This window comes from Minwuia sp. (genome assembly GCF_048263705.1).
In the GTDB taxonomy this organism is placed as follows: Bacteria; Pseudomonadota; Alphaproteobacteria; order Minwuiales; family Minwuiaceae; genus Minwuia.
Map to the genome: position 1 here is coordinate 141,671 of NZ_JBLXDV010000009.1, position 22,937 is coordinate 164,607.

22 protein-coding genes are annotated in these 22,937 nt (G+C 64.3%); 13 read left to right on the plus strand and 9 right to left on the minus strand.

Annotated features, from left to right (window positions below; all coding sequences use genetic code 11):
- Window positions 1-2: 2 nt before the first annotated feature.
- The 3 genes from ACN0X7_RS14080 to ACN0X7_RS14090 all read right to left on the minus strand — a co-directional run bounded on the left by ACN0X7_RS14080 (window position 3) and on the right by ACN0X7_RS14090 (window position 3,581).
- Window positions 3-1,517 (minus strand): acyl-CoA synthetase, encoded by a 1,515-nt coding sequence (locus ACN0X7_RS14080; RefSeq protein WP_417518317.1) that lies wholly within the window; start codon window positions 1,515-1,517, stop codon window positions 3-5.
- Window positions 1,514-2,143 carry a TetR/AcrR family transcriptional regulator gene (locus ACN0X7_RS14085; protein WP_417518319.1) on the minus strand — a complete coding sequence of 210 codons (630 nt, stop codon included), beginning with the start codon at window positions 2,141-2,143 and terminating at the stop codon, window positions 1,514-1,516. Before ACN0X7_RS14085 ends, ACN0X7_RS14080 begins: the two co-directional genes overlap by 4 nt.
- 103 nt (window positions 2,144-2,246) lie before the next feature.
- The gene (locus tag ACN0X7_RS14090; RefSeq protein ID WP_417518321.1) at window positions 2,247-3,581 is read right to left on the minus strand and encodes an aspartate aminotransferase family protein; all 1,335 of its coding nucleotides are present in this window, start codon (window positions 3,579-3,581) and stop codon (window positions 2,247-2,249) included.
- A 106-nt stretch (window positions 3,582-3,687) separates the two neighbouring features.
- On the opposite strand from ACN0X7_RS14090, the gene ACN0X7_RS14095 reads away from it, so the two are divergent.
- On the plus strand, window positions 3,688-5,757 hold the full coding sequence (locus ACN0X7_RS14095) for a hydantoinase/oxoprolinase family protein (protein ID WP_417518323.1): 2,070 nt from the start codon (window positions 3,688-3,690) through the stop codon (window positions 5,755-5,757).
- Window positions 5,754-7,475 (plus strand): hydantoinase B/oxoprolinase family protein, encoded by a 1,722-nt coding sequence (locus ACN0X7_RS14100; RefSeq protein WP_417518325.1) that lies wholly within the window; start codon window positions 5,754-5,756, stop codon window positions 7,473-7,475. The genes ACN0X7_RS14095 and ACN0X7_RS14100 overlap by 4 nt, the downstream gene beginning before the upstream one ends.
- Here the strand turns inward: ACN0X7_RS14100 and ACN0X7_RS14105 are convergent, their stop codons facing one another.
- Together ACN0X7_RS14105 and ACN0X7_RS14110 are read right to left on the minus strand one after the other, a co-directional pair.
- Window positions 7,476-7,841: a VOC family protein gene (locus tag ACN0X7_RS14105; protein ID WP_417518327.1), complete on the minus strand. Its 366-nt coding sequence runs from the start codon at window positions 7,839-7,841 to the stop codon at window positions 7,476-7,478. It lies immediately after the preceding gene.
- A complete protein-coding gene (locus tag ACN0X7_RS14110; RefSeq protein ID WP_417518329.1) occupies window positions 7,838-8,452 on the minus strand; it encodes a 2-hydroxychromene-2-carboxylate isomerase in 615 nt (204 codons plus the stop codon). Before ACN0X7_RS14110 ends, ACN0X7_RS14105 begins: the two co-directional genes overlap by 4 nt.
- Window positions 8,453-8,582: 130 nt before the next feature.
- On the opposite strand from ACN0X7_RS14110, the gene ACN0X7_RS14115 reads away from it, so the two are divergent.
- Genes ACN0X7_RS14115 through ACN0X7_RS14130 form a run of 4 tightly spaced genes read left to right on the plus strand, consistent with a single transcriptional unit; the run spans window position 8,583 to window position 10,468 of the window.
- A complete protein-coding gene (locus ACN0X7_RS14115; RefSeq protein WP_417518331.1) occupies window positions 8,583-8,768 on the plus strand; it encodes a twin transmembrane helix small protein in 186 nt (61 codons plus the stop codon).
- A gap of 12 nt (window positions 8,769-8,780) precedes the next feature.
- On the plus strand, window positions 8,781-9,344 hold the full coding sequence (locus tag ACN0X7_RS14120) for a cob(I)yrinic acid a,c-diamide adenosyltransferase (protein ID WP_417518333.1): 564 nt from the start codon (window positions 8,781-8,783) through the stop codon (window positions 9,342-9,344).
- A complete protein-coding gene (locus ACN0X7_RS14125) occupies window positions 9,341-9,970 on the plus strand; it encodes a DNA-3-methyladenine glycosylase I (protein ID WP_417518335.1) in 630 nt (209 codons plus the stop codon). The genes ACN0X7_RS14120 and ACN0X7_RS14125 overlap by 4 nt, the downstream gene beginning before the upstream one ends.
- Window positions 9,971-10,009: 39 nt before the next feature.
- On the plus strand, window positions 10,010-10,468 hold the full coding sequence (locus ACN0X7_RS14130; RefSeq protein ID WP_417518337.1) for a nucleoside deaminase: 459 nt from the start codon (window positions 10,010-10,012) through the stop codon (window positions 10,466-10,468).
- Here ACN0X7_RS14130 and ACN0X7_RS14135 read toward each other — a convergent pair whose 3' ends face one another.
- The 3 genes from ACN0X7_RS14135 to ACN0X7_RS14145 all read right to left on the minus strand — a co-directional run bounded on the left by ACN0X7_RS14135 (window position 10,469) and on the right by ACN0X7_RS14145 (window position 13,467).
- Window positions 10,469-11,341: a class I SAM-dependent methyltransferase gene (locus tag ACN0X7_RS14135; RefSeq protein WP_417518339.1), complete on the minus strand. Its 873-nt coding sequence runs from the start codon at window positions 11,339-11,341 to the stop codon at window positions 10,469-10,471.
- A gap of 24 nt (window positions 11,342-11,365) precedes the next feature.
- A complete protein-coding gene (locus ACN0X7_RS14140; RefSeq protein WP_417518341.1) occupies window positions 11,366-12,667 on the minus strand; it encodes an O-antigen ligase family protein in 1,302 nt (433 codons plus the stop codon).
- 74 nt (window positions 12,668-12,741) lie between these two features.
- Window positions 12,742-13,467 carry a metallophosphoesterase family protein gene (locus ACN0X7_RS14145; RefSeq protein WP_417518343.1) on the minus strand — a complete coding sequence of 242 codons (726 nt, stop codon included), beginning with the start codon at window positions 13,465-13,467 and terminating at the stop codon, window positions 12,742-12,744.
- 209 nt (window positions 13,468-13,676) lie between these two features.
- Between ACN0X7_RS14145 and ACN0X7_RS14150 the strand changes: the two genes are divergently transcribed.
- From ACN0X7_RS14150 to ACN0X7_RS14160, 3 genes are all read left to right on the plus strand, one after another.
- Window positions 13,677-14,717 (plus strand): tetratricopeptide repeat protein, encoded by a 1,041-nt coding sequence (locus tag ACN0X7_RS14150; protein WP_417518345.1) that lies wholly within the window; start codon window positions 13,677-13,679, stop codon window positions 14,715-14,717.
- Window positions 14,718-14,799: 82 nt separating this feature from the next.
- Window positions 14,800-16,236: an undecaprenyl-phosphate glucose phosphotransferase gene (locus ACN0X7_RS14155; RefSeq protein WP_417518347.1), complete on the plus strand. Its 1,437-nt coding sequence runs from the start codon at window positions 14,800-14,802 to the stop codon at window positions 16,234-16,236.
- Between the two features lie 16 nt (window positions 16,237-16,252).
- Window positions 16,253-17,641: an O-antigen ligase family protein gene (locus ACN0X7_RS14160; RefSeq protein WP_417518349.1), complete on the plus strand. Its 1,389-nt coding sequence runs from the start codon at window positions 16,253-16,255 to the stop codon at window positions 17,639-17,641.
- 9 nt (window positions 17,642-17,650) lie between these two features.
- Here ACN0X7_RS14160 and ACN0X7_RS14165 read toward each other — a convergent pair whose 3' ends face one another.
- Window positions 17,651-18,025: a DOPA 4,5-dioxygenase family protein gene (locus ACN0X7_RS14165; RefSeq protein ID WP_417518351.1), complete on the minus strand. Its 375-nt coding sequence runs from the start codon at window positions 18,023-18,025 to the stop codon at window positions 17,651-17,653.
- Between the two features lie 146 nt (window positions 18,026-18,171).
- On the opposite strand from ACN0X7_RS14165, the gene ACN0X7_RS14170 reads away from it, so the two are divergent.
- The 4 genes from ACN0X7_RS14170 (at window position 18,172) to ACN0X7_RS14185 (ending at window position 22,898) form a co-directional block, all read left to right on the plus strand.
- A complete protein-coding gene (locus ACN0X7_RS14170; RefSeq protein WP_417518353.1) occupies window positions 18,172-19,692 on the plus strand; it encodes an ABC transporter substrate-binding protein in 1,521 nt (506 codons plus the stop codon).
- 151 nt (window positions 19,693-19,843) lie between these two features.
- Entirely contained in the window at window positions 19,844-20,368 is a 525-nt protein-coding gene (def, locus tag ACN0X7_RS14175) for a peptide deformylase (RefSeq protein ID WP_417518355.1), read from the plus strand.
- A complete protein-coding gene (locus tag ACN0X7_RS14180; protein ID WP_417518357.1) occupies window positions 20,368-21,045 on the plus strand; it encodes a COQ9 family protein in 678 nt (225 codons plus the stop codon). The genes def and ACN0X7_RS14180 overlap by 1 nt, the downstream gene beginning before the upstream one ends.
- Window positions 21,046-21,383: 338 nt before the next feature.
- Complete coding sequence (locus ACN0X7_RS14185) at window positions 21,384-22,898, plus strand: acyl-CoA synthetase (RefSeq protein ID WP_417518359.1); 1,515 nt, start codon at window positions 21,384-21,386, stop codon at window positions 22,896-22,898.
- Window positions 22,899-22,937 lie beyond the last annotated feature (39 nt).

The window sequence follows — 22,937 nt, forward strand, 5'->3', positions numbered from 1 at the left end:
GTTCAGGTCTTCGGCAGTTCGTGCTTGGTGACCTTGCCCGTCGCATTGTGCGGCAGTTCATCCATGAAACGGACCGACTTCGGCACCTTGAAGGTCGCCAGATTGTCCTTGCAATGACTGATGATGGCCTCGTCGTTCAGGTTCGAGCCGGCCCTGGTCACGACGAACGCGCGGCCCACCTCGCCCCATCTGTCGTCCGGCACGCCGATGACGGCGGCTTCGGCCACGCCGTCGAGCTGATAGATCACGTTCTCCACCTCGACCGGATACACGTTCTCTCCGCCTGAGATGAACATGTCCTTGTAGCGGTCGACGATGGTGACGAAGCCTTCCTCATCCATCCGCGCGGCGTCACCCGTATGGAACCAGCCATCGGTGAAGCTCTTCTCGTTGGCCTCGGGGCGGTTCCAGTAGCCGGGCGTGATCGTCGGCCCCTTGATCCACAGTTCGCCCGTCTCGTTGGCCGGCAGATCGTTGCCGTCGGGATCCACGATGCGGATCGACGTGTGCATGGCGGCCTGGCCGGACGAACCGATCTTGTCCATCGCGCGTTCCTTCGACAGCAGCGTGCCCAGCGTACAGGTCTCGGTCATGCCCCAGCCGTTCTGCAGGACGATGCCGCGCGCCGCATAGGTCTCCAGCAGGGTCAGCGGCGGCGATGCCCCGCCCACACCGATGCAGACCAGACGCGACAGATCGGCCGAGGCAAAGGCATCAAGCTGGCTGGCGAACAGGAAATTGGTCGGCACGCCGAAGCCATGCGTGATTCCCAGATCGGCGTCGGACAACACGGCCAGGAAGTCCTCGGGATCGAAGGCCCGCATGACCACATTCGTGCCGCCGAGATGGAAGACACCGTTCGCGAAGAGCTGCAGCCCGCCGACGTGAAACAGCGGCAGGAAAGTGAGGTTCACCGACTTTCGGGTGAGTTCGCATTTCATGGCGCTGTTGACGGCGTTGTAGAACGCCTGTCCGTGGGTGATCCGCGCGCCCTTCGGCCGGCCTGTGGTGCCGGAAGTATAGACCAGCGCCCAAGTGTCGTCGTGGGTGAGCGGCTCGATCGCGCAAGCACCCTGCGCCTTTTCGATGCCCGTCTCGAACGCGCTCGCCGCACCGTCGGCGCATTCCACCAGATGCGGTGTACCGGTGGATTTCTGGATGGCGCGCGCCTGTTCCATGAACTCGGCCCCCGCGATCAGCACCCGGGGATCGGCATCGCCGACGATGAACTCAAGCTCCGGCACCGCCAGCCGCCAGTTCAGCGGCAGGAAGATCGCACCGATCCGGCGGCAGGCGAACTCGACGTCGAAATGATCGGTCGAATTGTGGGCCAGCATGGCCACGCGGTCGCCCTTCGCCACCCCCAGTTCGGCCTTCAGAAACAGGGCGCACCGATCGACACGGCGGTGAAATTCCGCATAGGTCCGCCGCCGTCCCGAATGAAGATCGACAGTCGCCAGGGCATCGGCCTGATAGGCCGCGTGATGCGCGATCCAGTCATAGGCGGGCACGCTCATGGCGTTTCCTTCACGCCCAATGTATTCATCGCCAGCGCGACCATGGTGTCGCACAGTTCCTCGTCTGACATGCGACCGCCCTGCCGGTACCAGGTGAACATCCACGACACCATGCCGCCGATGGCCAGCGTCGCGATGTTGGTATCGGGGACGTGGAACACGCCCTTCTCCACGCCTTCACGCAGCAGGGCCGACAGTTTCCGGTCGAATTCGGCGCGCATGTCATCGATCTTGGTGGCCGAGGCCTCGGGGACATATTGCTGTTCGCGAAAATAGACCGCGATGTTGGCCTGATGATCGATCACCACCTGGCAGAACTCACGAACGGCCTGGGCCACGCGATCCGCCGGATCGCCCTCGGCCTCATGCGCATGGGTCACGGCTTCCAGCGACTTCTGGGTTCCCCGTTCGGAGATCTCGCCCAGCAGCGCGGCCTTGTTGTCGAAATGCGAGTAGATGAAGGGCTTGGTGACTTCAAGCTGCTTGGCCACAGCGTCCAGCGTCGTGCCCTGGTAGCCCTTCTCGAAGAAAAGCTGGCGCGCTTCTTCCAGAATCCGCTCGCGCTTCAGTTGCGCGATCTCCTCCCGCATCGCGGACCGCATCGCATACTCCCCCGTATTTTTCATCTGGCGATCTCTTGCCGCCACTCCCCTCGCCAGCTTTCCGCTAACGTCCGCCTAGAGTACCGGTGAATACTAGCAGGTATCGTCCGGATACGAAGGGTCTTGTTCAGTCCGCGTCGTACAGGCCGTCCTCGCGCATCTGCCGGTAGGCCGCGACGCTTGCTTCCGCGAGTTGATCGATCTCGGAATCCGTGCTGGCCGTCGACAGGCAGCCGAAGCCGTAGCTGGAACAGAACACGCCGTTGCCGATCAGCCGATGGTTCAGGGCGACCACACGATCCGCCTCCAGACCGATCGGGTAGGTATCGCGGTAGGTGTGGATCTCACGTCCGTGAATGTGAATCTTGAACAGCGAACCGCTGCCGGTCACCTGTCCCGGCACATTGGCGATGCGGATGGCTTCGCGCAGCGCCTCGCGGCAGGCCTCGCCTTTCGCGTTCAGCGCATCGACCGCTTCCGGCGTCCAGTCCTGCATCGCCGCCCGGCCCGCGACAATCGTCAGCGGGTTGGCGTTGAACGTGCCGCCATGCGGCAGGCGCGCCTTCTTGCCGTCCACGCGGAAGACATCCATGACCTCACGCGATCCCGCGACCGCGCCGACGGGCAGCCCGCCACCGATGATCTTGCCCAGCGCGGTCAGGTCCGGTGTCACGCCGATCAGCCCCTGCGAGCCGCCATAACCCTGCCGGAAGGCGATGACCTCATCGAAGATCAGCAGCGCGCCGCTGTTTTCCCGGAACCGGACCAGCATGTCCAGAAACTCGGGGCTGGGCGGCAGCAGGCCGATCTGGGTCGAGACCGGATCGAACAGCACGCCTGCGAGTTCGTGCGCATGTTCGTTCAGTATCTTTTCCGAGCGTTCGACATCGTTGAACGGAATGACGATGACGTCGTTCAGCACGCCGTTCGGGGTGCCGTGACTGTAGGCGACACTGTTGGGCCGGTTTTCGTCGCCCCAGGCCTCGGGGCCCGATCCCAGGCTGACCTCGGCGAAATCATAGGAACCGTGATAGGCACCCTCGCACTTGGCGATGCGTCCCTTGCCGGTATAGGCACGCGCGGCCTTGATCGCGTTCATGACCGCTTCGGACCCGGAGTTGCAGAAGCGGATCATGTCGAAGCCGTCGGCACGGCTGACCAGCATTTCGGCCAGTTCGATCTCCGCCTCGGTCGCGAAACCGAACGCCGTGCCCTTCGGTGCCTGTTCCTGAATCGCGGCAACGACGCCGGGATGCGCGTGGCCGTGGATCAGCGAGGTGAAATTGTTGTTGAAGTCCAGCAGTTCATTGCCGTCGACGTCGGTGACCCGCGCGCCCTTGCCGTCCTTCACATAGACCGCATGGGGACTGAGACGAATGGTGGAGCGGCTGTTGCCGTCCGGCAGAACCTGCATGGCACGTTGGGTAAGCTTGGCCGAACGGCCTTCCGGATTCGGAAACATGAGCGTTCTCCCTTTCAACGCAACCATCGTATGCGGTTCCAGGGAGGATCGCCAAGTTGAACCTGACGCCGGGACAGGCAACACTGCGCTGCAGGGGAGACATGGCATGACCGAACTGACTCCGCCCTGGCGCATCGGCGTCGACGTGGGCGGCACTTTCACCGACATGGCGCTGATCGATGCCGCGGGGGCGCTGCATGTCTTCAAATCACCGTCCGTGCCGTCCGATCCCAGCGAGGGGGTGATGGACGTGATTGCGGTTGCGGCGCAGACCAGCGGACTCGCGGTTTCCGACCTGCTGAAGCGGTGCAGCCTGTTCGTGCACGGTTCGACCATCGCGACCAACACGATCCTGGAAAAGAAGGGCGCGCGGGTCGGGATGATCGTGACCGACGGATTCCGCGACGCGCTGGAAATCCGCCGCGGGTTCCGCGCCGACCAGTGGGATCATCGCGCGCCCAACCCGGAAGTCCTGGTGCCGCGCTATCTGCGAATGCCCGTCCGGGGCCGCCTGAATCGCGACGGCGTTGAGGAGGAGCCGTTGAACGAGGACGACATTCGCGCGGCGATCAGGTGCTTCGACGCCGAAGACGTGCAGTCCGTCGCGATCTGCCTGCACAACGCCTATGCGAGCGCGGCGCACGAGGATCGTGCCGCGGCAATCGTCCGGGAATGCTGGAACGGTTCGTGGATTTCGGTGTCATCGCACATCAATCCCGTGATCGGCGAATACGAACGCGGCTCGACGGCGGTCATGAACGCCTATGTGGCCCCCAAGGTCGTCGGTTATCTGGAACGTCTGGACGAGACGCTGCGCGATCAGGGACTGCCCGGCTCCATCCTGCTGGTGCAGTCCAACGGCGGCGCCGTATCGGTGCGCGAAGCGGCCACCCGTCCCGTCAGCCTTGCCTTGTCAGGACCCGCTGCCGGCGTGGGCGCGCTGAAGCTCTACCAGCAACTCACCGGTCTGGACGATCTGGTCGCCATGGAGATCGGCGGCACCAGTTGCGACGTGACCCTGATGGCGGCGGGCGCGGTGCCGGTGTCCGACCAGCTGGAGATCGACGGCTATCATCTTGCGACACCGGCCATCGACATTCACACGGTCGGCGCGGGCGGCGGAACCCTGGCAGGCGTGGATGACGGCGGGATGCTGCGCGTCGGACCGGAAGGTGCCGGTGCCGATCCCGGTCCGGCGGCCTATGGCAAGGGCAATGACCGGCCCACCGCGACGGATGCCCATCTGGTGCTGGGCCGGCTGAGACCCGGACCGATGGCCGGCGGGAAAGTCTCGCTGGACATCGACCGCGCCCGCGCCGCGATCAGAACGCATGTCGCCGAACCGCTGGGCCTGTCGGACGACGAGGCCGCGATCGGCATGCTGCGCCTGCTGGAACAGAACCTGCTGCATGCGGTCGAGCGCCTGTCGGTGGAGCGCGGCTATGATCCGAAGCAGTTCACGCTGGTTGCGGCGGGCGGTGCCGGTCCGATGCACGGTGCGTCCGTTGCACGGTCGCTCGGCTGCCGGCGGGTGTTCGCGCCGCAGCAGGCCGGAGCGTTCTGCGCCCTGGGCATGCTCTGGTCGGACGTGCGTCTCGACTTCCTGAAGGTGATGGACGGCGATCTGGACCGAAGCGGCGATGCCGAACTTGAGCAGGGGTTCGCGCCGTTGATCGACGAGGCCCGTGCCGCGCTGGATACCGAAGGCATCGGTACGCAGCGGCAACAGATCCAGCGCGTGCTCGACCTGCGCTATCGCGGCCAGCAATGGTCGCTGCGCACCGAGATCGACGGGCTGGACCGCGCCGCCATCCGCACCGCTTTCGAGGCGGATCACCAGCGCCGCTTCGGCCACATTCAACCCGGCGGAGCGATCCTGATCACCGCGCTGCGGATCGTGGCGACAGGCCGGATCGACCGGCAGCCGCCCGAGCCGCCAACAGATGTCACCGGACCCGAGACGCAGGCCGCCGAAACGCGGACATGCTTCGTCGATGCGGCGACCGGATGGCAGGATGTGCCCGTCTGGCGCAGCGCAGACCTGAGGCCGGGCATCAGCATCGACGGACCCCTGATCATCGAGGCACCGACCACAACGATCCTCGCCGCTGCCGGGGACCGGCTGACGGTCGATGCGCACGGGCACTACATGATCGAGATCGGAGAACGGCCATGAGCATCGACCCCGTTACTTTGGCACTGGTGCAGAACCGGCTGGACCATATCTCGCGGCAGATGGGTTTCGTGATGACGCGGACCGCGCGCAGCCCGATCTTCAACCAGAGCCACGACTTCTCCTGCTTCATCGCCGATGCGTCCGGCACGCTGATCAGTCAGGCAGATGGCATCCCGATCCATACGGGCGGCGGCGGCTTCACCGTTCGCGCGCTGCTGAAAGCCTTCGACGGGCGTATCCATCCGGGCGATATCTTCCTGTCCAACGACCCCTATGAGGCAGGCGGCAACCATCTGCCAGACTGGGTGATATCGCGGCCCGTCTTCGTTGACGGGCAACTCGCCGCCTGGGCGTGCAACCGGGCGCACCAGTCCGATATCGGCGGCGGCGCGGCAGGCACCTACAACCCGGAAGCGACCGAGATCTTTCACGAGGGCATCCGCCTGCCGCCGCTGAAGCTGATCGAGGGCGGTGAACTGCGCGATGACCTCTGGGCCCTGCTGAAACTGAACAGCCGCACGCCGGACCTGCTGGACGGCGATCTGCGGGCGATGATCGGATCGACCAATATAGGCGCGGACCGGCTGGAGGAGTTGCTGGTCGATCTGGGCCGCGAGGAAGGCGCGGGTTATTTCGACGCCCTGCTCGACTATGCCGACCAGCGCTTCCGGGCGGCCTTTGCCGAGATCCCGGAAGGCCGCTACGAGGCAACCGAGATCACCGACAACGACTGCTTCGAGAAGCGCGACATCCACGTGCGCGTGGCCCTGGTGAAGACCGCGGACGGTCTGACGGTCGATTTCACGGGTACCGATCCGCAGATGCGGGGCTTCAAGAATTCCTCGGTCGCGAACACGCACTCGGCCGTTTACATGGCCTTGTCGTCCTTCTTCGATCCCGACCTGCCGCGCAACGAAGGCGCCTTCCGCACCGTGAAGATCGTCGCACCGGAAGGCACCGTCGTGAACCCGCGCGCGCCGGCGCCGATGACCATGTGCACCGTCTTCATCGCCCACGAGATCATCCACGCCATCTGGCGGGCACTGGGCGAGGCCGTGCCGTCACGCGCCTGCGCGGGCTGGGGCAAGACCATCCACAACATCACGTCGGGCCGGGCGGAAGGCGCTTCGGAACCGTTCGTGATGTACAACTGGGCGGCCAATGCCGGAGCGGGAGCCGTGCAGGGCCGCGACGGTTTCAACCAGATCGGACTGCTGGTCAGCCTTGGCGGATTGCACCTGCCCAACGCCGAAGGATTCGAGCGTATCTATCCGGTGCGTATCCGACGCCAGGAGTTTCGCACGGACGGCGGCGGTGCCGGCGAGTTCCGGGGCGGCTCGGGCATCGACTATGAGGTCGAAACCCGGGTGCCTGCGACCTACTCGTTCCGCGGCGAGGGCATCGGCCAGCATTCCGGTTTCGGTGCCAAGGGCGGCGGCACCGGCGAGACCGGCGAGATGCGGGTCTTCCCGGACGGACAGGCACCTTTCGATGCCCCGCAGTACGGGATGCGCGAACTGCCCCCTACCCGCCTGACCGCACGGTCGCCCGGCGGCGGCGGTTACGGCGATCCGGCCCACCGGGCCACGGACGCGGTCCTGCGCGACGTCCTTGATGGCCTTGTCAGCCCGGAAGCCGCCCGCGACGTGTACCGCGTGGTGATCGCCAGCGACGGCCGTTCCGTCGATACGGCGGCGACAGAGGCTCTGCGGGCCTGATCAGGTCCGGTACTGGAGTTCGACGACCACGTCATCGGGGCCGGTGACGAAGATCTGCCGCAGGTTCATGCCGGGTACGTCGTTCTCGCGGAAGGGGAAGCCTGCCTTTTCGATGGCCGACTTCTGCCCGGCGTAATCGCCGCCGCTGAGGGCGAAATGGTCCATGGTACCCTTGCCGCCCGGTTCGCCGCTGAGCCGCTGTTCAACCAGATGAACCACCGCCTGATTACCGGCATAAAGCCAGTAACCGGGGAATGGAAAATCGGGCCGGTCACCGACCTGTAGCCCAACTACCTCCTCGAAGAACGCACGCGTCCGGTCCAGATCGCTGCAGCGGATATTCACATGGTCCAGCAGGATGGTCATGCGAAGGGCTTGAACAGGGCGCGGTCCATCATCTCCAAATGGTCCTGGCCATAGAACATGTCGCCGTCGATGACGTAGGTCGGCGAGCCGAAGGCATTCAGATCGATGGCCTCCTGCGTATAGGAATCGTAGATCTTGCGGATGTCGGGGGTGCCCGCAGCCTCCAGCAGCGGCGCGCCACCGATCCCGACCTGATCGCACAACCGCAGCAGGGTCTCGCGGTCCGCCAGATCGCTGTCTTCCTTCCAGTGGCTCTCCAGCATCCGGTGCGCCAGTTCGTCGATATTGATCCCGGCTTCCATCCCCGCGATCAGGACACAGTTCGGCAGGTCGATGTCGTTCTGATGATGCGTCGGCGTATGGCCCAGTACCGGCGCGCCACGGTATTCCGCCCAGCGGTCGATCTCGCGCCCGAAGTAGTATTTGTAATGTGCGGGGGTGCGCGCCTTGAAGTCCGGCGATCCGATGGCCGGCAGCAGCGCGCGCAGGTCGATGGGGCGGTGCACGATGGTCCGGCCATGCTTCCGTGCCAGATTCATGAAGGTGCGCGAGCCCAGATAGGCGAAAGCAGAATGCGCGGCGTAGTAGTAGGTGATCGTCTTGTCGGTCATCTGAATGTCCCCCGGTTTCGTAGAGCATATATCCATCGCCCGCGGTTAGGAACACGCCCCGCAGTTTGCACGAAACCGTGTCCCGACGATTTCATCCCCGACCGTTTCGAACTATATGGAAAGCATGAGCATGTTCACGATTCTGATCGCCATCGCCCTGTTCCTGGTCTTTGCCGTCCTGATGACGGGTATCGTCTCGATGGTCAAAGGCGGCGAATTCAACCGGAAGTACGGCAACAAGCTGATGCGCCTGCGCGTGCTGACCCAGGCCATCGCCATCGGCCTGCTGGGTCTGGCGTTTCTCTTCGACAACTGAGGCGGTAGCACGATGGTCACGCTCTCCAAGATCTATACGCGCGGCGGCGACAAGGGCCAGACATCCCTGTCCGACGGATCGCGCCGCCCGAAGACCGATCCGCTGATCGAGGCCTATGGCGCGGTCGACGAGACCAATGCGGCGCTGGGACTGGTGCGGCTGCACACCGATGGCGAGGCGGACGAGATGCTGTCGCGCATCCAGAACGATCTGTTCGACCTGGGGGCCGATCTGGCGACGCCCCACGCCGAGAGCTACAAGTGGGAACCGTTGCGGATCGTCCAGTCGCAGGTGGACCGGCTGGAGCAGGAGATCGACCGCATGAACGAACGGCTGGAGCCGTTGAAAAGCTTCATCCTGCCCGGTGGTACGCCGGCCGCGACGCACCTGCATCTGGCCCGCACGCTCTGCCGCCGCGCCGAGCGCCTGATGTGGCGCGCTGCCGAGGACGCCGAGATCAGCGATGCCGCACTGAAGTACGTCAACCGCCTGTCGGATCATCTGTTCGTGCTGGGCCGCATCCTGAACAATGACGGCAAGGACGATGTACTGTGGACACCGGGAGCCAACCGGTGAACGACGACGGGCTGGTTCGCGGCGATGACGGTATCGTCCGCTGCGCCTGGCACGGCGGCAAGGATGACTATCAGATCTATCACGACGAGGAATGGGGGCGTCCCGAGACCGACGATATCCGCCTGTTCGAAAAGATCTGTCTGGAGGGTTTTCAGTCGGGCCTGAGCTGGCTGACCATCCTGCGCAAGCGTGAGAACTTCCGTGCCGGGTTCGACGGTTTCGATTTCCGCAAGGTCGCCGAATATGGTGAAGCGGACGTCGAACGCCTGCTCGACGATGCGGGGATCGTGCGCCACCGCAGGAAGATCGAGAGCACCATCAACAACGCCCGCCGTGCCCGTGACCTGGTCGAAGAGACGGGATCGCTGGCCCGCTTCTTCTGGTCCTACGAACCGGAGCCGGAAACCCGCCCCGATCCGGTGACCTGGACCGCGCTGGTCGCCAATCCCACGACTGACGCATCGACACGCCTGTCGAAGGACCTGAAGAAGCGCGGCTGGAGCTTTGTCGGCCCCACCACGGCCTATGCCTTCATGCAGGCCATGGGGCTGGTGAACGATCACGTCGAAGGTTGTGCCTTTCGCAAGGTGGTCGAGGATGAACGGCGCGCGCTGACGCGTCCCTAGACGCTTGCAACGTCCCGCATCCCGCCGTTGAATGGCACCATGGATTTCGAGAAACCCAGTTACATGAGCCACGCGCTGGATGCGGCAGGCGGCGCGCTGAACCGCGACGAGATCCCGGTCGGTGCGGTGATCGTGCACCACCCGACCGGCCGCATCGTGGCACGTTCGGGCAACATGACCAATTCACGCAACGATCCGACGGGGCACGCCGAGATTCTGGCCCTGCGGCAGGCCGGGCTGGCCCTGGGGACGCATCGTCTCGTCGAATGCGATCTCTATGTAACGCTGGAACCCTGCGCGATGTGCGCCGGCGCGATCAGCCATGCCCGCATTCGGCGACTGTACTATGGCGCGGGCGATCCCAAGGGCGGGGCGGTCGAGAACGGCGTGCGCTTCTTTCAGCAGCCGACCTGTCATCACGCCCCGGATATCTATCCCGGCATCGACGAGGAACGGGCCGCGGACCTGCTGAGGACGTTCTTCCGGAAGAAACGCTGATCAGCCTTTCGTCGCCGTCACGCACCAGATGGCACCGGGCAGCCGGATCGCACCGTCGTCCATATGTTCGGCCAGCATGGCGGCAAGCGCGGACTTCAGGGCAGACACGGTCTCGTCCGTCGCTTCCTTCGCGGCACCGCCGACGGGGCCGACCTCCATCGCCGTGATCACGGCATCGTCCACCGTCTCTCCCATGAACATGTCATGGTCATAGGGATCGATGCGGATGTCGGCGAAGCCACCGGCAGTCAGGATGCGCTTCACGCGCTCGGGATCGCTGAACGAGAAGGGACCGGGCTCTTCCGGACCGGGCCGTGGCGGCAGGTCGACGAAATCCTTGGCGATCAGCACGGGCTTCAGCATCCAGGGATTCTCCGACAGCGGACGCCAGCAGGCGAACCCGATCCGTCCACCCGGACGTACCATGCGTCCGATGTTGGCGAACGCCGCGTCGGCATCCCTGAAGAACATTACCCCGAACCGCGAGAAGACGAGATCGAAGGCCTGATCCCCGAAATCGTGGCTCGACGCGTCGGCCAGCACAAAACGGACGTTCTTCGCGCCGGGCCGGCTGCCGGCGTGCGCCAGCATCGGCTGCGAGACATCGACACCCACAACCACGGCACCGGTTTCCGACAGGCGTATCGAAGTGTCGCCGCACCCGCAACCGACATCCAGCACGGTCTCGCCCTTCAGCGGCCTGACCACGGACATCACGTGTTCGCTGAAGGGTTTCAGCGTGCGGTCCATGCGTTCACGGTTGCGGACCCATTTGCCGCCGCTGTCGCTGTTCCAGTAGGCGATCTGGTCGGCATTGTCCTGGCCGGTCGCGTTCTGGCCAGTCGTGTTCTGGCCGGTGTTGTCGCTGGTCATGGCTTTCCCCCGGTATCGCAGCCGCTACCAGCCGTCATCATGCAGGCGGGCCGCCATGCGCCGCCTGTCTGCGGCGGCTTTCTGCAGGTGATACTGACGCGCCATGCCCCACATGCAAACAGCTACCGCGAGAAAAAACACCATGAAGGGCATCGGTCTGAGCGAGAGACCGTTGCCGATCAGCGCGGTGATGAAGACGGGTGTGAACAGGGCAATGCCGTGCCGTCCCAGTTTCAGCATCATCATGATCAGCACGCCGAAATAGATCAGGAAGCCGATCACGCCATTCTCGATGATCATCGTGAGATAGGTGTTGTGGGACGTGGTTTCCTTCAGACGCCAGATGATCGACGACATGTTGTCGGATCCGATCCCGGTGCCCAGCCAGACTTCGGCGGGCGTGCGGTCCGAGATGATGTCGACACGCTCGATCCACGTGCCCAGACGGCCGGATCCGAGTTCTTCCAGCTTCACGTTTGTGTCGTTGCGCACGGCTGCCTTGCGTTCCTCGTTCTCGGCTGCGATCAGCACCAGCAAGCTGAACCCGACCAGACCCGCCGTGACCTTCAGGACCTTCGGGATGCGCGGCCAGTACATGCCGTAGATCCCGAAATAGGCAACGGCGGCAAACAGGACCTGCGTCGAGAAACAGCCGACGATGTAAAGCATCGCCATGCCGATGAAGGCCACGGCGACACGGAATCCCAGAACGCCCCAGACCAGGCACTGATGGATGACCAGCATGAAGGCCAGCGCCATGTATCCGCTGGAATGCGGATTCTCCGGACCGCCATGAAACGGTGCCAGACGCCCGTTACCGACGATGCTGGCCCACCATCCGGGCACCGGTTCGTCGAACACCGCCTCGTTGGAGTGCAGGTAGAAGGGCTGGGTCGCCGACCAGATCATCACCCAGATCACGGAAGCACAGGCCATGAAGGCCATCAGGCGGATGGGGAACTTGTCGTAGTGACCGAACACCAGCAGCCCCAGATAGAAGGGGCCCAGGTACCGCAGCATCTGGGGAAAATCGATCTGGTGCTGCAGGATCAGATGCGACACCAGCCAGATGATCGGCAGGCTGCTGATCAGAAAGAACAGCCGCCAGCGGAACGACGAGGGCCGGGCGAGAATGCTGACTAGCGACAGCGCGGTCTGCCCGGCGAACAGGACTCCGGCGATCGGCGTGATCAACCCTTCGGGCAGCAGGTTGTAGAACGCGCCGTACAGGAAATTGAAGACGATGAACGGCGGCAGGGCGATCTCGAAGAACGGCACGCGGCTGCCGCCCTGCCCGCTCATCCCGTATGCATCACTTGCTGCCATCAGTCTTCCCGTCACGGACCGGTGTCGTACCCGCGTCCCGCAAAGCAAGAGACGTACCGCTCGGGACGGGCCGGTCAGGTCGCAATGAACCGCCTGATATCGTTCTCCAGCACCGCAGCAGTCAGACGACCGCTGAAATAGGCTCCGGTGTCGATCCCGATCCGGTTGTGGCGGCTCTGGACCTCCAGGTTCGGCGTGTGTCCGTGCACCACGATACATCCGTGATCGACATCGGAATCCAGGAACCGGTTCCGGATCCAGATCAGATCGTTGCCGTCCTGCTCTTCCAGCGGAACGCCGGGGCGGATGCCCGCATGCACGAAGAGATAGTCCCCCGCCCGGAAACTGAGCTTCAGGCCATGGAGGAAATCGAGATGATGGGCGGGAAGATTCGCCGCCAGCGTCTCCTGCGCCTTCAGCAACTCGCCGATCGAGGGCGACTCCCGGCGCAAGCGCGCGCCATAGGACGCCAGCGTCGTGTCCCCGCCGAACCGGACCCAGTCCCGACCGATCTCGGCATCCTGCAGGAACTGCAGCATCACGGCCTCATGATTGCCGATCAGGCAGATCATCTCGGTGTCGCCGAAGGGACGGCCGCTCAGGGTTTCGAGCACTTCACGATTGTCGCTGCCCCGATCGACGTAATCGCCCAGAAAGACAATGGTATGTCGCGCTGCCGTGCCCTGCTTCATGTCGGACTTGATCCGTTCGATCAGGTCCAGAAGAAGATCGGCCCGACCGTGCACATCCCCGATCGCGTAGATCCGCTCCCCCTCGGGAACGCGCGGCACCTTCGACATGGGCTGCGGTTCCTGACGCCGGTCTTTCTTCATCCAGGGTAGCACGGGATTTGCATCTCACTCATCTGGCAGGTCGCTGACCGGTTCAGTAATATCGGTTGCGGCGGCTTTTTGAAATTGCTTTCGATACGGAAGCGTTCGCATGCGCGGTCCGGCCCGGCATTCGCGCAGGTGAATCCGAGGCGGCAACGATGATGGAGGCAAAAGGCATGTTTCGCAAACTGTGGCTCACGGGGATCGTCCTGCTGGTCTTTGCATCCCATCCTGCAACTGCACAGACGAAACTGACGCCCGAGGAAGAGCGCGCCGTCTTCGCCGAGAATCTGGAGAAGGCGAAAGCCGGAGACGCTGCGGCGCAGTTTCGCGTTGCGCTGGACTATTTCCGGGGGCGCGGCGTCGAGAAGATCGACAAGATCGAGTCAGCCTACTGGCTTCAGAAGGCCGCCGAACAGGGGCACAAGCAGGCCATCAGCCGGCTGGCCTGGCATTATCGCAACGGCGTGGGCGTGATCCAGCATCTGCCCAGGGCGGAGGAGCTCTACAAGGAAGCCTACAGTCTGGGGGTCGTGGGGTCGGCCGTCCCGCTGGCCGCCATCTACCGCAGCGGCGAAGGCCGCCCCATCGAGGAGGACGGCCAGGGCCGCGTGCAGGAAAATCACGCCGAGGCGGTTCGCTGGGCGCTGATCGCCGCGGAGGCCGACATCGACCGGGGCCAGAACATCCTGGGAGAGCTGTACCGCGACGGCATAGGCCTGCATCAGAGTTTCGCCAAGGCACTGGAATGGTTCGAACGCGCCGCGCAGAAGGATCTGGCGCTCGCCTACTACAACGCCTCGGTCATCTACCGGAACCCCGAACTCGAATTCCAGGACATGGACAAGGGCGTCGAATACCTGAAGCGCGCCGCCGACAAGGGGCATGCCGGCGCGATGATCGATCTCGCCCTTTCCTATGCGGCGGGTACCGGCGTGCAGCAGAGCTACGACCTGGCGCTGGAATGGTTCACCAAGGCTGCGGCAAAGAACCGGCGATCCGCCGTCCGGCTGGCCAAGGCCTACGAGGAAGGAGTCTTCGGAGACCCCGATCACGCCCGCGCCTACAAATGGTACTACGTTGCCCAGAAATCGGGAGAGGTGTCCGGTATCGTCGGCCGCATGGCGATGAAGGAGAAAATCAACGAACCGGAACGCGTCACCATGGAGAGCGAGGGCGATGCATGGCTGGAAGAGATGCAGCGGCAGGTGCGCTGAGCCTTGTGGCCTCCGCCCTATCTGACGGTCGCCACTGGCACTATGGTTGCCGGAGTCGGCGATTCCCAACCCAGGTGACTTCATGACCACTGCGATGTCGAAAAACAGCCGCCGGGTGCGGATGATCGCTTCCAGCCCGAGCCTGCTGGTCGGGTTCACGCGATTTTTCGATCTTGCCATCATTCTGCTGGCGGGCTGGCTGGCCTATGTCCTGCGCCACGACAGCCTGGTCCTGCCTGCTCCCTATGTCGCGGCCATGCTGGTCGCCGCCGCGGTGGCCGCGAATGCCTTCCAGTTCGCGGGCCTGTACCGTTTCAACGAACTGGAGCGGATCGGCAGCCAGCTCGGCCGCCTGGCGATCGGCTGGACCGCCGTTTCGCTCGCGCTGCTGGCCATCAGCTTCTTCTCGAAGACCTCGGAGGACTATTCGCGCATCTGGGTCGGCATCTGGCTGATCTCCAGCTTCCTGATGCTGGGCGGGTTCCGGATGGCGCTGGCCTGGCGCATCCAGACCTGGAAGATCTCCGGCGTGCTGGCACGCAACGTGGTGGTCGTGGGCGCGGGACTGCAGGGCGAGAGGCTGATCCGCCATATCGAGGAACACCGTGCCGAACTGGGCATCAACGTGCTGGCGGTCTTCACCCTCAATCCCGGCGCGGGCCGCAAGGAAGTGTTCGGCATCCCCGTCCGCGGCGGGATCAAGGATCTGCTGCTGTTCGTGCGCAACAACACAGTGCAGGAAATCATGGTCGCCCTGCCCTGGTCGAAGGAAGAGGAGATCGCCGCGGTCCTGAACCAGTTGCGCGAGGCCCCCATCGACGTCTCGCTGGCACCCGAGCCTCTGGGATACCGGCTGATGGAACGGCGGGTCCGGCATCTGGGCGACCTGCCGATGACGGTCGTTCAGGAACCGCCGCTGTCGGGATGGAACTACATCATCAAGGCGCTGGAGGACCGGATTCTTTCGGCCCTGATCATCATCGCCATCTCGCCGCTGCTGATCACCCTGGCCATCCTGATCCGCCTCGACAGCCCCGGTCCGGCGATCTTTCGCCAGCAGCGCTACGGCTTCAACAACAATGTCTTCACGGTCTACAAGTTCCGCTCCATGCGCAACGACGCGGGGGACGCGCGCGGCGGGGCGCAGGCGACAAAGGGCGATGCACGGATCACCCGGATCGGTGCCTTCATCCGCAAGACCAGCCTGGATGAACTGCCGCAGCTGTTCAACGTGCTGAAAGGCGACATGTCGCTGGTCGGCCCCCGGCCCCACGCCGTCGCCCATAACGAGGAATACGCCGAACTGATCGATCACTATCTCAGCCGCCACAAGGTGAAGCCCGGCATCACCGGCTGGGCGCAGATTCACGGGCTGCGCGGCGAGACGGACACCAACGAGAAGATGGAGATGCGCGTCCAGTATGATCTCTACTACATCGACAACTGGTCTCTGTGGCTGGACATCCGCATCATCCTGCGCACCCTGCTGGTCGGGTTCGTGAACGAGAACGCCTATTGATGATCGGGATCCCGACATGCTGAACTATGTCGAGCGGCTGTTCGTGATCATGCTGATCGCCTGCGTCGCCTTTGCACCGCTGCCGCTGGGCAGCAACCGGCCGGTCAGCTGGTCCCTGCTGTCGCTGTTCATCGCCGGGCTGCTGTGTGTGTGGGCGCTGACCGCCGCCTTCCGCCCGACCCTGTTTCGCCTGTCGGGACCGCCTGCGGTGATCCCCGTGATCGGATGGATGCTGATCGTCGGCTGGATGCTGTTGCAGACCACCGGCCCCGAGTTCATGTGGCATCCGCTCTGGTCCACGACTTCGGTGGCCCTGAACGAACCGGACATCAGAGGTGCCATCGCGGTATCGCCCTCGGACGCCGCGACCGCCGCCATGCGGTTGCTGTGCTATGGCGCGATCTTCTGGCTGGCCGCGCAGACCGGGCGCGAACCCGAGAACGCGGCGATCTATCTGTACGCGATCGTCGTCATCGGCACGGTCTACGCGCTCTACGGCCTGATCGCGGAACTGTCCGGCGGCGACACCATCGTCGGGATCGAACAGCGCGCCTATCAGGATTCCCTGACGTCCACATTCGTCAACCGCAACAGTTTCGCAACCTTCGCCGGACTGGCGGCCGTGGCGGCCTTCGGCATGCTTGCCCGGACGTTTCACACCGAAAGCGACACGAGATCCGACCGGCCGCGCCCGGTCATCCGCCCCCCCTCGCGCTTCGGGCTGTCCAGCGTCTTGCTTGCCACCGCGCTCGCGATCCTGCTGCTTGCCCTGCTGCTGACCAAGTCACGGGCCGGACTGTTCTCGACGGGGGCCGGGCTGGCGGTCGTGGCCTGGGCCTGGTTCTATCGCCGCGGACGCCTGCCGGGCCTGCCCGTCCTCGCGGGCGGTGCGGTGATCGCCACCGTGCTGGTGCTGTTCGCTGCCGGTGGCGGCACGTTCGAGCGCAAGGCCGAGGTCGACGGGGAATCTCTCGGCGGCCGGCCCTGGCTGTTCCAGCGCACCTTCAGCGCGATCGCCGACGAGCCCCTCACCGGCCATGGTGGCGGCTCGTTCGAGAGCTATTTCCAGAGCTACAAGAATGCCGATTTCGGCGGTGTCTATGCCATCAGCAAGGCGCACAACAGCTATCTGGAGTTCGCTGCCGACGCAGGGATACCGGCGCTGATCCTGCTGCTGGTGCTCTATGCGGGCGTACTGCTGGCCTGCTTCAGGGGTATTCGCGCCAGACAGCAGGACGCGGGCTATCCCGGAATCGCCCTCGCGGCCGGCGCGCTGGTCGGCCTGCATGCGCTGGTCGATTTCAGCGTCCAGATTCCCGCCGTGGCCTGCCTGTTCGCGCTGTTGCTCGGTGTGGGATATTCCCAGGCCTTCCCGACCGGCGGCGGCCGCCACAACCGGCTCTAGGACAGACCTTCAGGCACGGTCGAACTGCTTCAGGAACGCGATGTCCAGCGGCAGCTTCTCACCCAGCCAGAGCGGAAAGGTGGCATGGTCGGGCACGTCCTGTCCCGTCCGGGGATGCAGCAGGATGGTCAGGTCGCGCCGGTTCAGCATCAGCCAGGGCACGAACGATGCGAACAGCCCGGTATCGAAGGCGACCTGATACATGGGCAGCGGATGCGGGCCGACGGGCGTGTCGCGCCACCGTCCCAGTTCCACATCGAAGCGCGCCGAAAGCTGGCTGCGCAGCACGGCGGCCTCGGCCTTCTCGGCGTCGTTGCGGTAATAGATGTGGGCGTGATAGCCGACGATATCGCTCGCCGGCTTCGGGTCATTCGGCTTGTTCATGTCATTCTCCTTGTCTCGATCAGATATCCGCCGGGCGGCCACGGACAAGTGACTGCCGGTCAACAGTCTGTTGACCCACGGCAACGATGCGGCGAGACTTTCGGCAAGAAAACAAGAAACGGACAGTTTCAACCGGGAGGAAAATCATGAAACCCATCAAACGGGCGATCGGCGGTGTTGCCGCCGCAGTTGCCATCACAGCGGGCATGCCGGCCTTTGCCGCATCCCATTCCGAGAAGGTGCTGACGGTCGCGATCGAGACGGATCTGCGCGGCTTCGATGCCATCAAGTCCCGCGTGCTGGGCGTCGCCGCGAGCACGGTGATGAACGCCATTTCCGACCGTCTGGTGCAGCCGGATGCCAGCGGCGAACTGGAACCGCAGCTCGCCACCGCCTGGGAAGCATCCGACGACGGCAAGGCCTACACCTTCACCCTGCGCAAGGGCGTGAAATTCCACGATGGCTCCGATTTCACGGCGCGCGACGTCGCCGACCACTGGAACCGTCTGCTCGATCCCGCCAACAAGTACTTCGGACGGCTGTTCTTCTCGCCCATCGAGAAGGTCGTGGCCGACGGCGACCACACGGTCACCTTCCAGCTGAAGCATCCCTGGGCACCGATGGAACGGCTGAACGGCGGCGTGAACTTCGGCACCTACATTCCCTCCAGCGCCCATGTGGCCGCCGACAAGCAGAACCGCGAACCGATCGGCACGGGCGCATTCATGCTGTCCGACTGGCGCTCGGGCGACCGGGTGATCGTGGACAGGAATGCCAACTACTGGGACAAGGACAATGTCTCGCTGGACCGCGTCGTGTTCCGCATCATTCCCGACCAGGCCACGCGCTACGCGGCGCTGCAGTCGGGCGATGTCGACATGATCTGGACGGACCGCGGCGATACCATCCTGAAAGCTGAGGAAGAGGACGGGCTGGTGGTTCACAGCCGCGTCGGCCAGGGCGCGATCGTCAATTTCATGAACACCGCGAAACCGCCGTTCGACGACAAGAACGCGCGGCTGGCCGTGCAGCATTCCTGGAACCAGGAGACCTACCTGAAGGTCTCGTTCAAGAGCACGGTTCCGGCGGTCGAACATCCGCTGGGTGCGGACGCCAAGTGCGACGCCGGGTACCGCAAGCCCGACCTGAAGGCCGCGAAGGCTGCGGCAGCCGCCTATGAAGCGGAGCACGGCAAGCCGATCGAATATGAACTGATCCACACGGCGACCCAGCGCGGCCGCGAACTGGCCGAGATCATGCAGCAGCTCAATCGCCGCGCGGGCGTGACCGCCAACCTGCAGCCGGTCGATCAGCTTCAGCTGCGCCAGAAGGTGTTCACCAACAACTACAACTGGTCCGGCTGGCGGATCCAGGATGCCGAGGATGTCGGTCCGCAGCTGTTCGGACTGCTGCATTCGGAGAGCCCCTATAATCTGACCAAGTACAAGAACCCGAAAATGGATGAGCTGCTGGTCAAGATGCGGACGGCACCGACGGTGGAAGAGCGGGCGAAATACACCTGCGACGTGGTCCGGCTGATGAACGACGATGTACCGATCCAGCTGCGCGGCGGCCGGAAGCATTACACCATCGTCCGCAAGGGCGTGGAGGGCATGCGCCCGATCTATTCGGGCACGCCGGACGTGCGCTACATCACCATCAACTGACCTGAAGACGGGACAGAAACAAAAAAGGGCGGTCCGTCGCGGGCCGCCCTTTTGCATGCCGGATACGGAGCCGGGCGGGAATGCCACATTTAAACTGCCGTACGAGACGCCAGAATGATGGCTGTACCGCCAACCGGGAGACCGACGCCACATGGCCATTCTGAAGATTGCGAAGATGGGACACCCCGTCCTGCGTCAGGTTGCCGAACCGATCGACGATCCGACCCTGCCCGAGGTTCTGCAGCTTGCCGGTGACATGATGGAAACGCTGGAGGATATCGGCGGGGCCGGCCTTGCCGCCCCCCAGGTGCACGCGCCCCGGCGACTTGTGATGTTCCACGTTCCGGCGGGTCGCGGCGATGACGTACTGGTGCCGCTGACCATCCTCGCCAATCCGGTGATCGAACCGCTGGGCGACGAAACCGCCTGGGACTGGGAAGGCTGCCTGTCGGTCCCCGGCCTGCGTGGTCTGGTCAGACGGCCCGCGCGTATCCGCTACAGCGGCTACGGACTGGACGGGCAGAAGATCGAACGCGAGGCCGACGGCTTCCACGCCCGCGTCGTGCAGCATGAATGCGATCATCTGGATGGTGTGCTCTATCCGCAACGGATGGATGATCTGACCAAACTGATCTTCGAAAGCGAATTCCGCTTTCACCTGCAGGAGACGATGTGATGAGCGAGACCGGAAGCACCGACGAGATCGGCGATCTGCGCGCGCAACTGCTGGACGCCGCGCTGCCGCATGCGACCTTTGACGGCTGGACGGAATCGACCCTGCGCCATGCCGTGCGCGATGCCGGGCTGGAGCCCCTCGACGCCTACCGGGCCTTTCCCGGCGGGGCGGACGATCTGTTGCAGTATTATCTGGACAGCGCCGACCGGCAGATGGTCAGCGACATGCTCGACCTGGATCTGGAAAACATGCGCATTCGCGACAAGATCGCGGCGGGCGTGCGGCTGAGGCTGGAAGCGGCTGCACCGCACAAGGAGGCCGTCCGGCGCGGTCTGAACCACATGGGTCTGCCCCACCGCGCACCGACGGCCATGAAGTCGCTCTATCGCACGGTCGATCTGATGTGGCGCGCCATCGGCGACACCTCGACGGATTTCAACTTCTATTCCAAGCGGGCGCTGCTCGCCGGGGTCTACGGCTCGACGCTGCTGTACTGGCTGAACGACCGCTCCGAGAACCACGAAAGAACCTGGGCCTTTCTGGACCGGCGGATCGGCAACGTCATGCAGATCGAGAAGGCAAAGGCGCAGTTCAAGGGCGCAGGCGCGAAACTGCCCGACCCCTTCCGGATCGGCCAGCGCCTGGCCGCGCGGGGGCGACGCCCTTTCCGGGTTTAGGGCCGCCCCGTCTTCGGATGAATGGCCGAGTACGGGACTGTCACCCCGATCTATGGGGGCGGCGGCGGGCACCTGAGCTGCTCCGATATCGCAGGACATTCGCGCCGGCCATCGCATTCCGCTGCGCTCCAGCGGGGGTGACGGTCATGGGGGCGGGGAAACCGGGCAAAGACCGTCACCCCCGGTTTATCCGGGGGCCTTTCTGAGTCCCCGATGCGCGCGGCGTTCTTTGAGTTGCTCGCTCCCTGCACGGAGGCGGGGTGACAGTCTGAACGCGAGATGGTTGAATCCGGTCAGCTTCGACATCGCAAGCGGGTGCCTTGGGGAGGGCGTGACCGATGAACATGGCGGAACATCTGCACCGCGCGGCGCTGGTACATGGCGACAGGCCTGCCGTCGCGCGCGGCGATCAGGTCACACAGACCTATCGTGACCTGTCCCGCGACGCGGCTGCGCTGGGTGCGGGTTTGCGCGCGTGCCTTGAACCCGGCGACCGGGTGGCCCTGATCCAGAAGAATTCCGAGCATTTTCTGGAAGGCCTCTACGGCATCTGGTGGGCCGGTCTGGCAGCCGTGCCGGTGAATGCCAAGCTGCATCCGCGTGAGTTCGCCTACATTCTGGAGAATTCCGGGTCGCGCGTCGTGCTGACTTCGGCGGATCTGCAGGACGCCGTGCAGGAAGCCGTGTCCGGGATGGCCGACCCGCCGCGCATCGTCATCACGGGGTCACCCGCCTATGAGGGACTGAAACAGCAGAACGGTGCGCCGGAGCCTGTCCCCTGCGACGGCGGCGACCTCGCCTGGCTGTTCTACACCTCCGGCACCACCGGCCAGCCCAAGGGCGCGATGCTGAGCCACCGCAACCTGCTGATGATGGTGCTGAACTATTTCGCCGACGTGGATCAGATCAGCCCCGGCGACGCCATCATCCACGCCGCGCCGCTGAGCCACGGATCGGGCCTGTACGCCCTGCCCCACGTCACCAAGGGCGCGGTGAACGTGATCCCTGACTCTGGCGGCTTCGACCCGGCGGAGACGTTCCGTCTGATCGAACGCTGGCCGGGGTGCAGCTTCTTCTTCGCGCCGACCATGGTGCATCGTCTGATCAACGATCCCCGCATCGCCGACGCCGACACGTCAAACCTGAAAACCATCGTCTATGGCGGCGGCCCGATGTATGTGGCCGATATCCGGCAGGCGCTGGACCTGCTGGGTCCGAAGTTCGTGCAGATCTACGGCCAGGGCGAGGCCCCGATGACGATCACCGGTCTCAGCCGCGACATGCACACGATGGTGGATCATCCGCGCTTCGCCGAGCGCCTGGGTTCGGTCGGCATCGCGCGCGCCGATGTCGAGGTGCGCGTGGTCGATGCGGATGACACCCCCCTGCCCGCGGGCGAGATCGGCGAGATCGTCGTGCGCGGTCCCGTGGTCATGCAGGGTTATTGGAACAGGCCGGAGGCGACCGCCGAGACCCTGAAGGGCGGCTGGCTGCATACCGGCGACATGGGCAGCTTCGACGACGACGGGTTCCTGACCCTGAAGGACCGCTCGAAGGACATGATCATCTCCGGCGGCACCAACATCTATCCGCGCGAGATCGAGGAAGTGCTGCTGCGCCACCCCGCCGTCGCCGAAGCCTCGGTCGTCGGCCGCCCGCATCCGGACTGGGGTGAGGAAGTCGTGGCCTTCATCGTGGCCGAGGGCGATGCGCCGACGGAGGCCGAACTGGACCGGCTCTGCCTGGACAACATCGCCCGGTTCAAACGGCCGAAGGACTATGTCTTCCTCGACGCCCTGCCGAAGAACAACTACGGCAAGGTCCTGAAGACCGAATTGCGCGAGATGCTGTAGGGCGCTCAGCCCGGTGTTTCATGTTTCTTGCTAACCCGA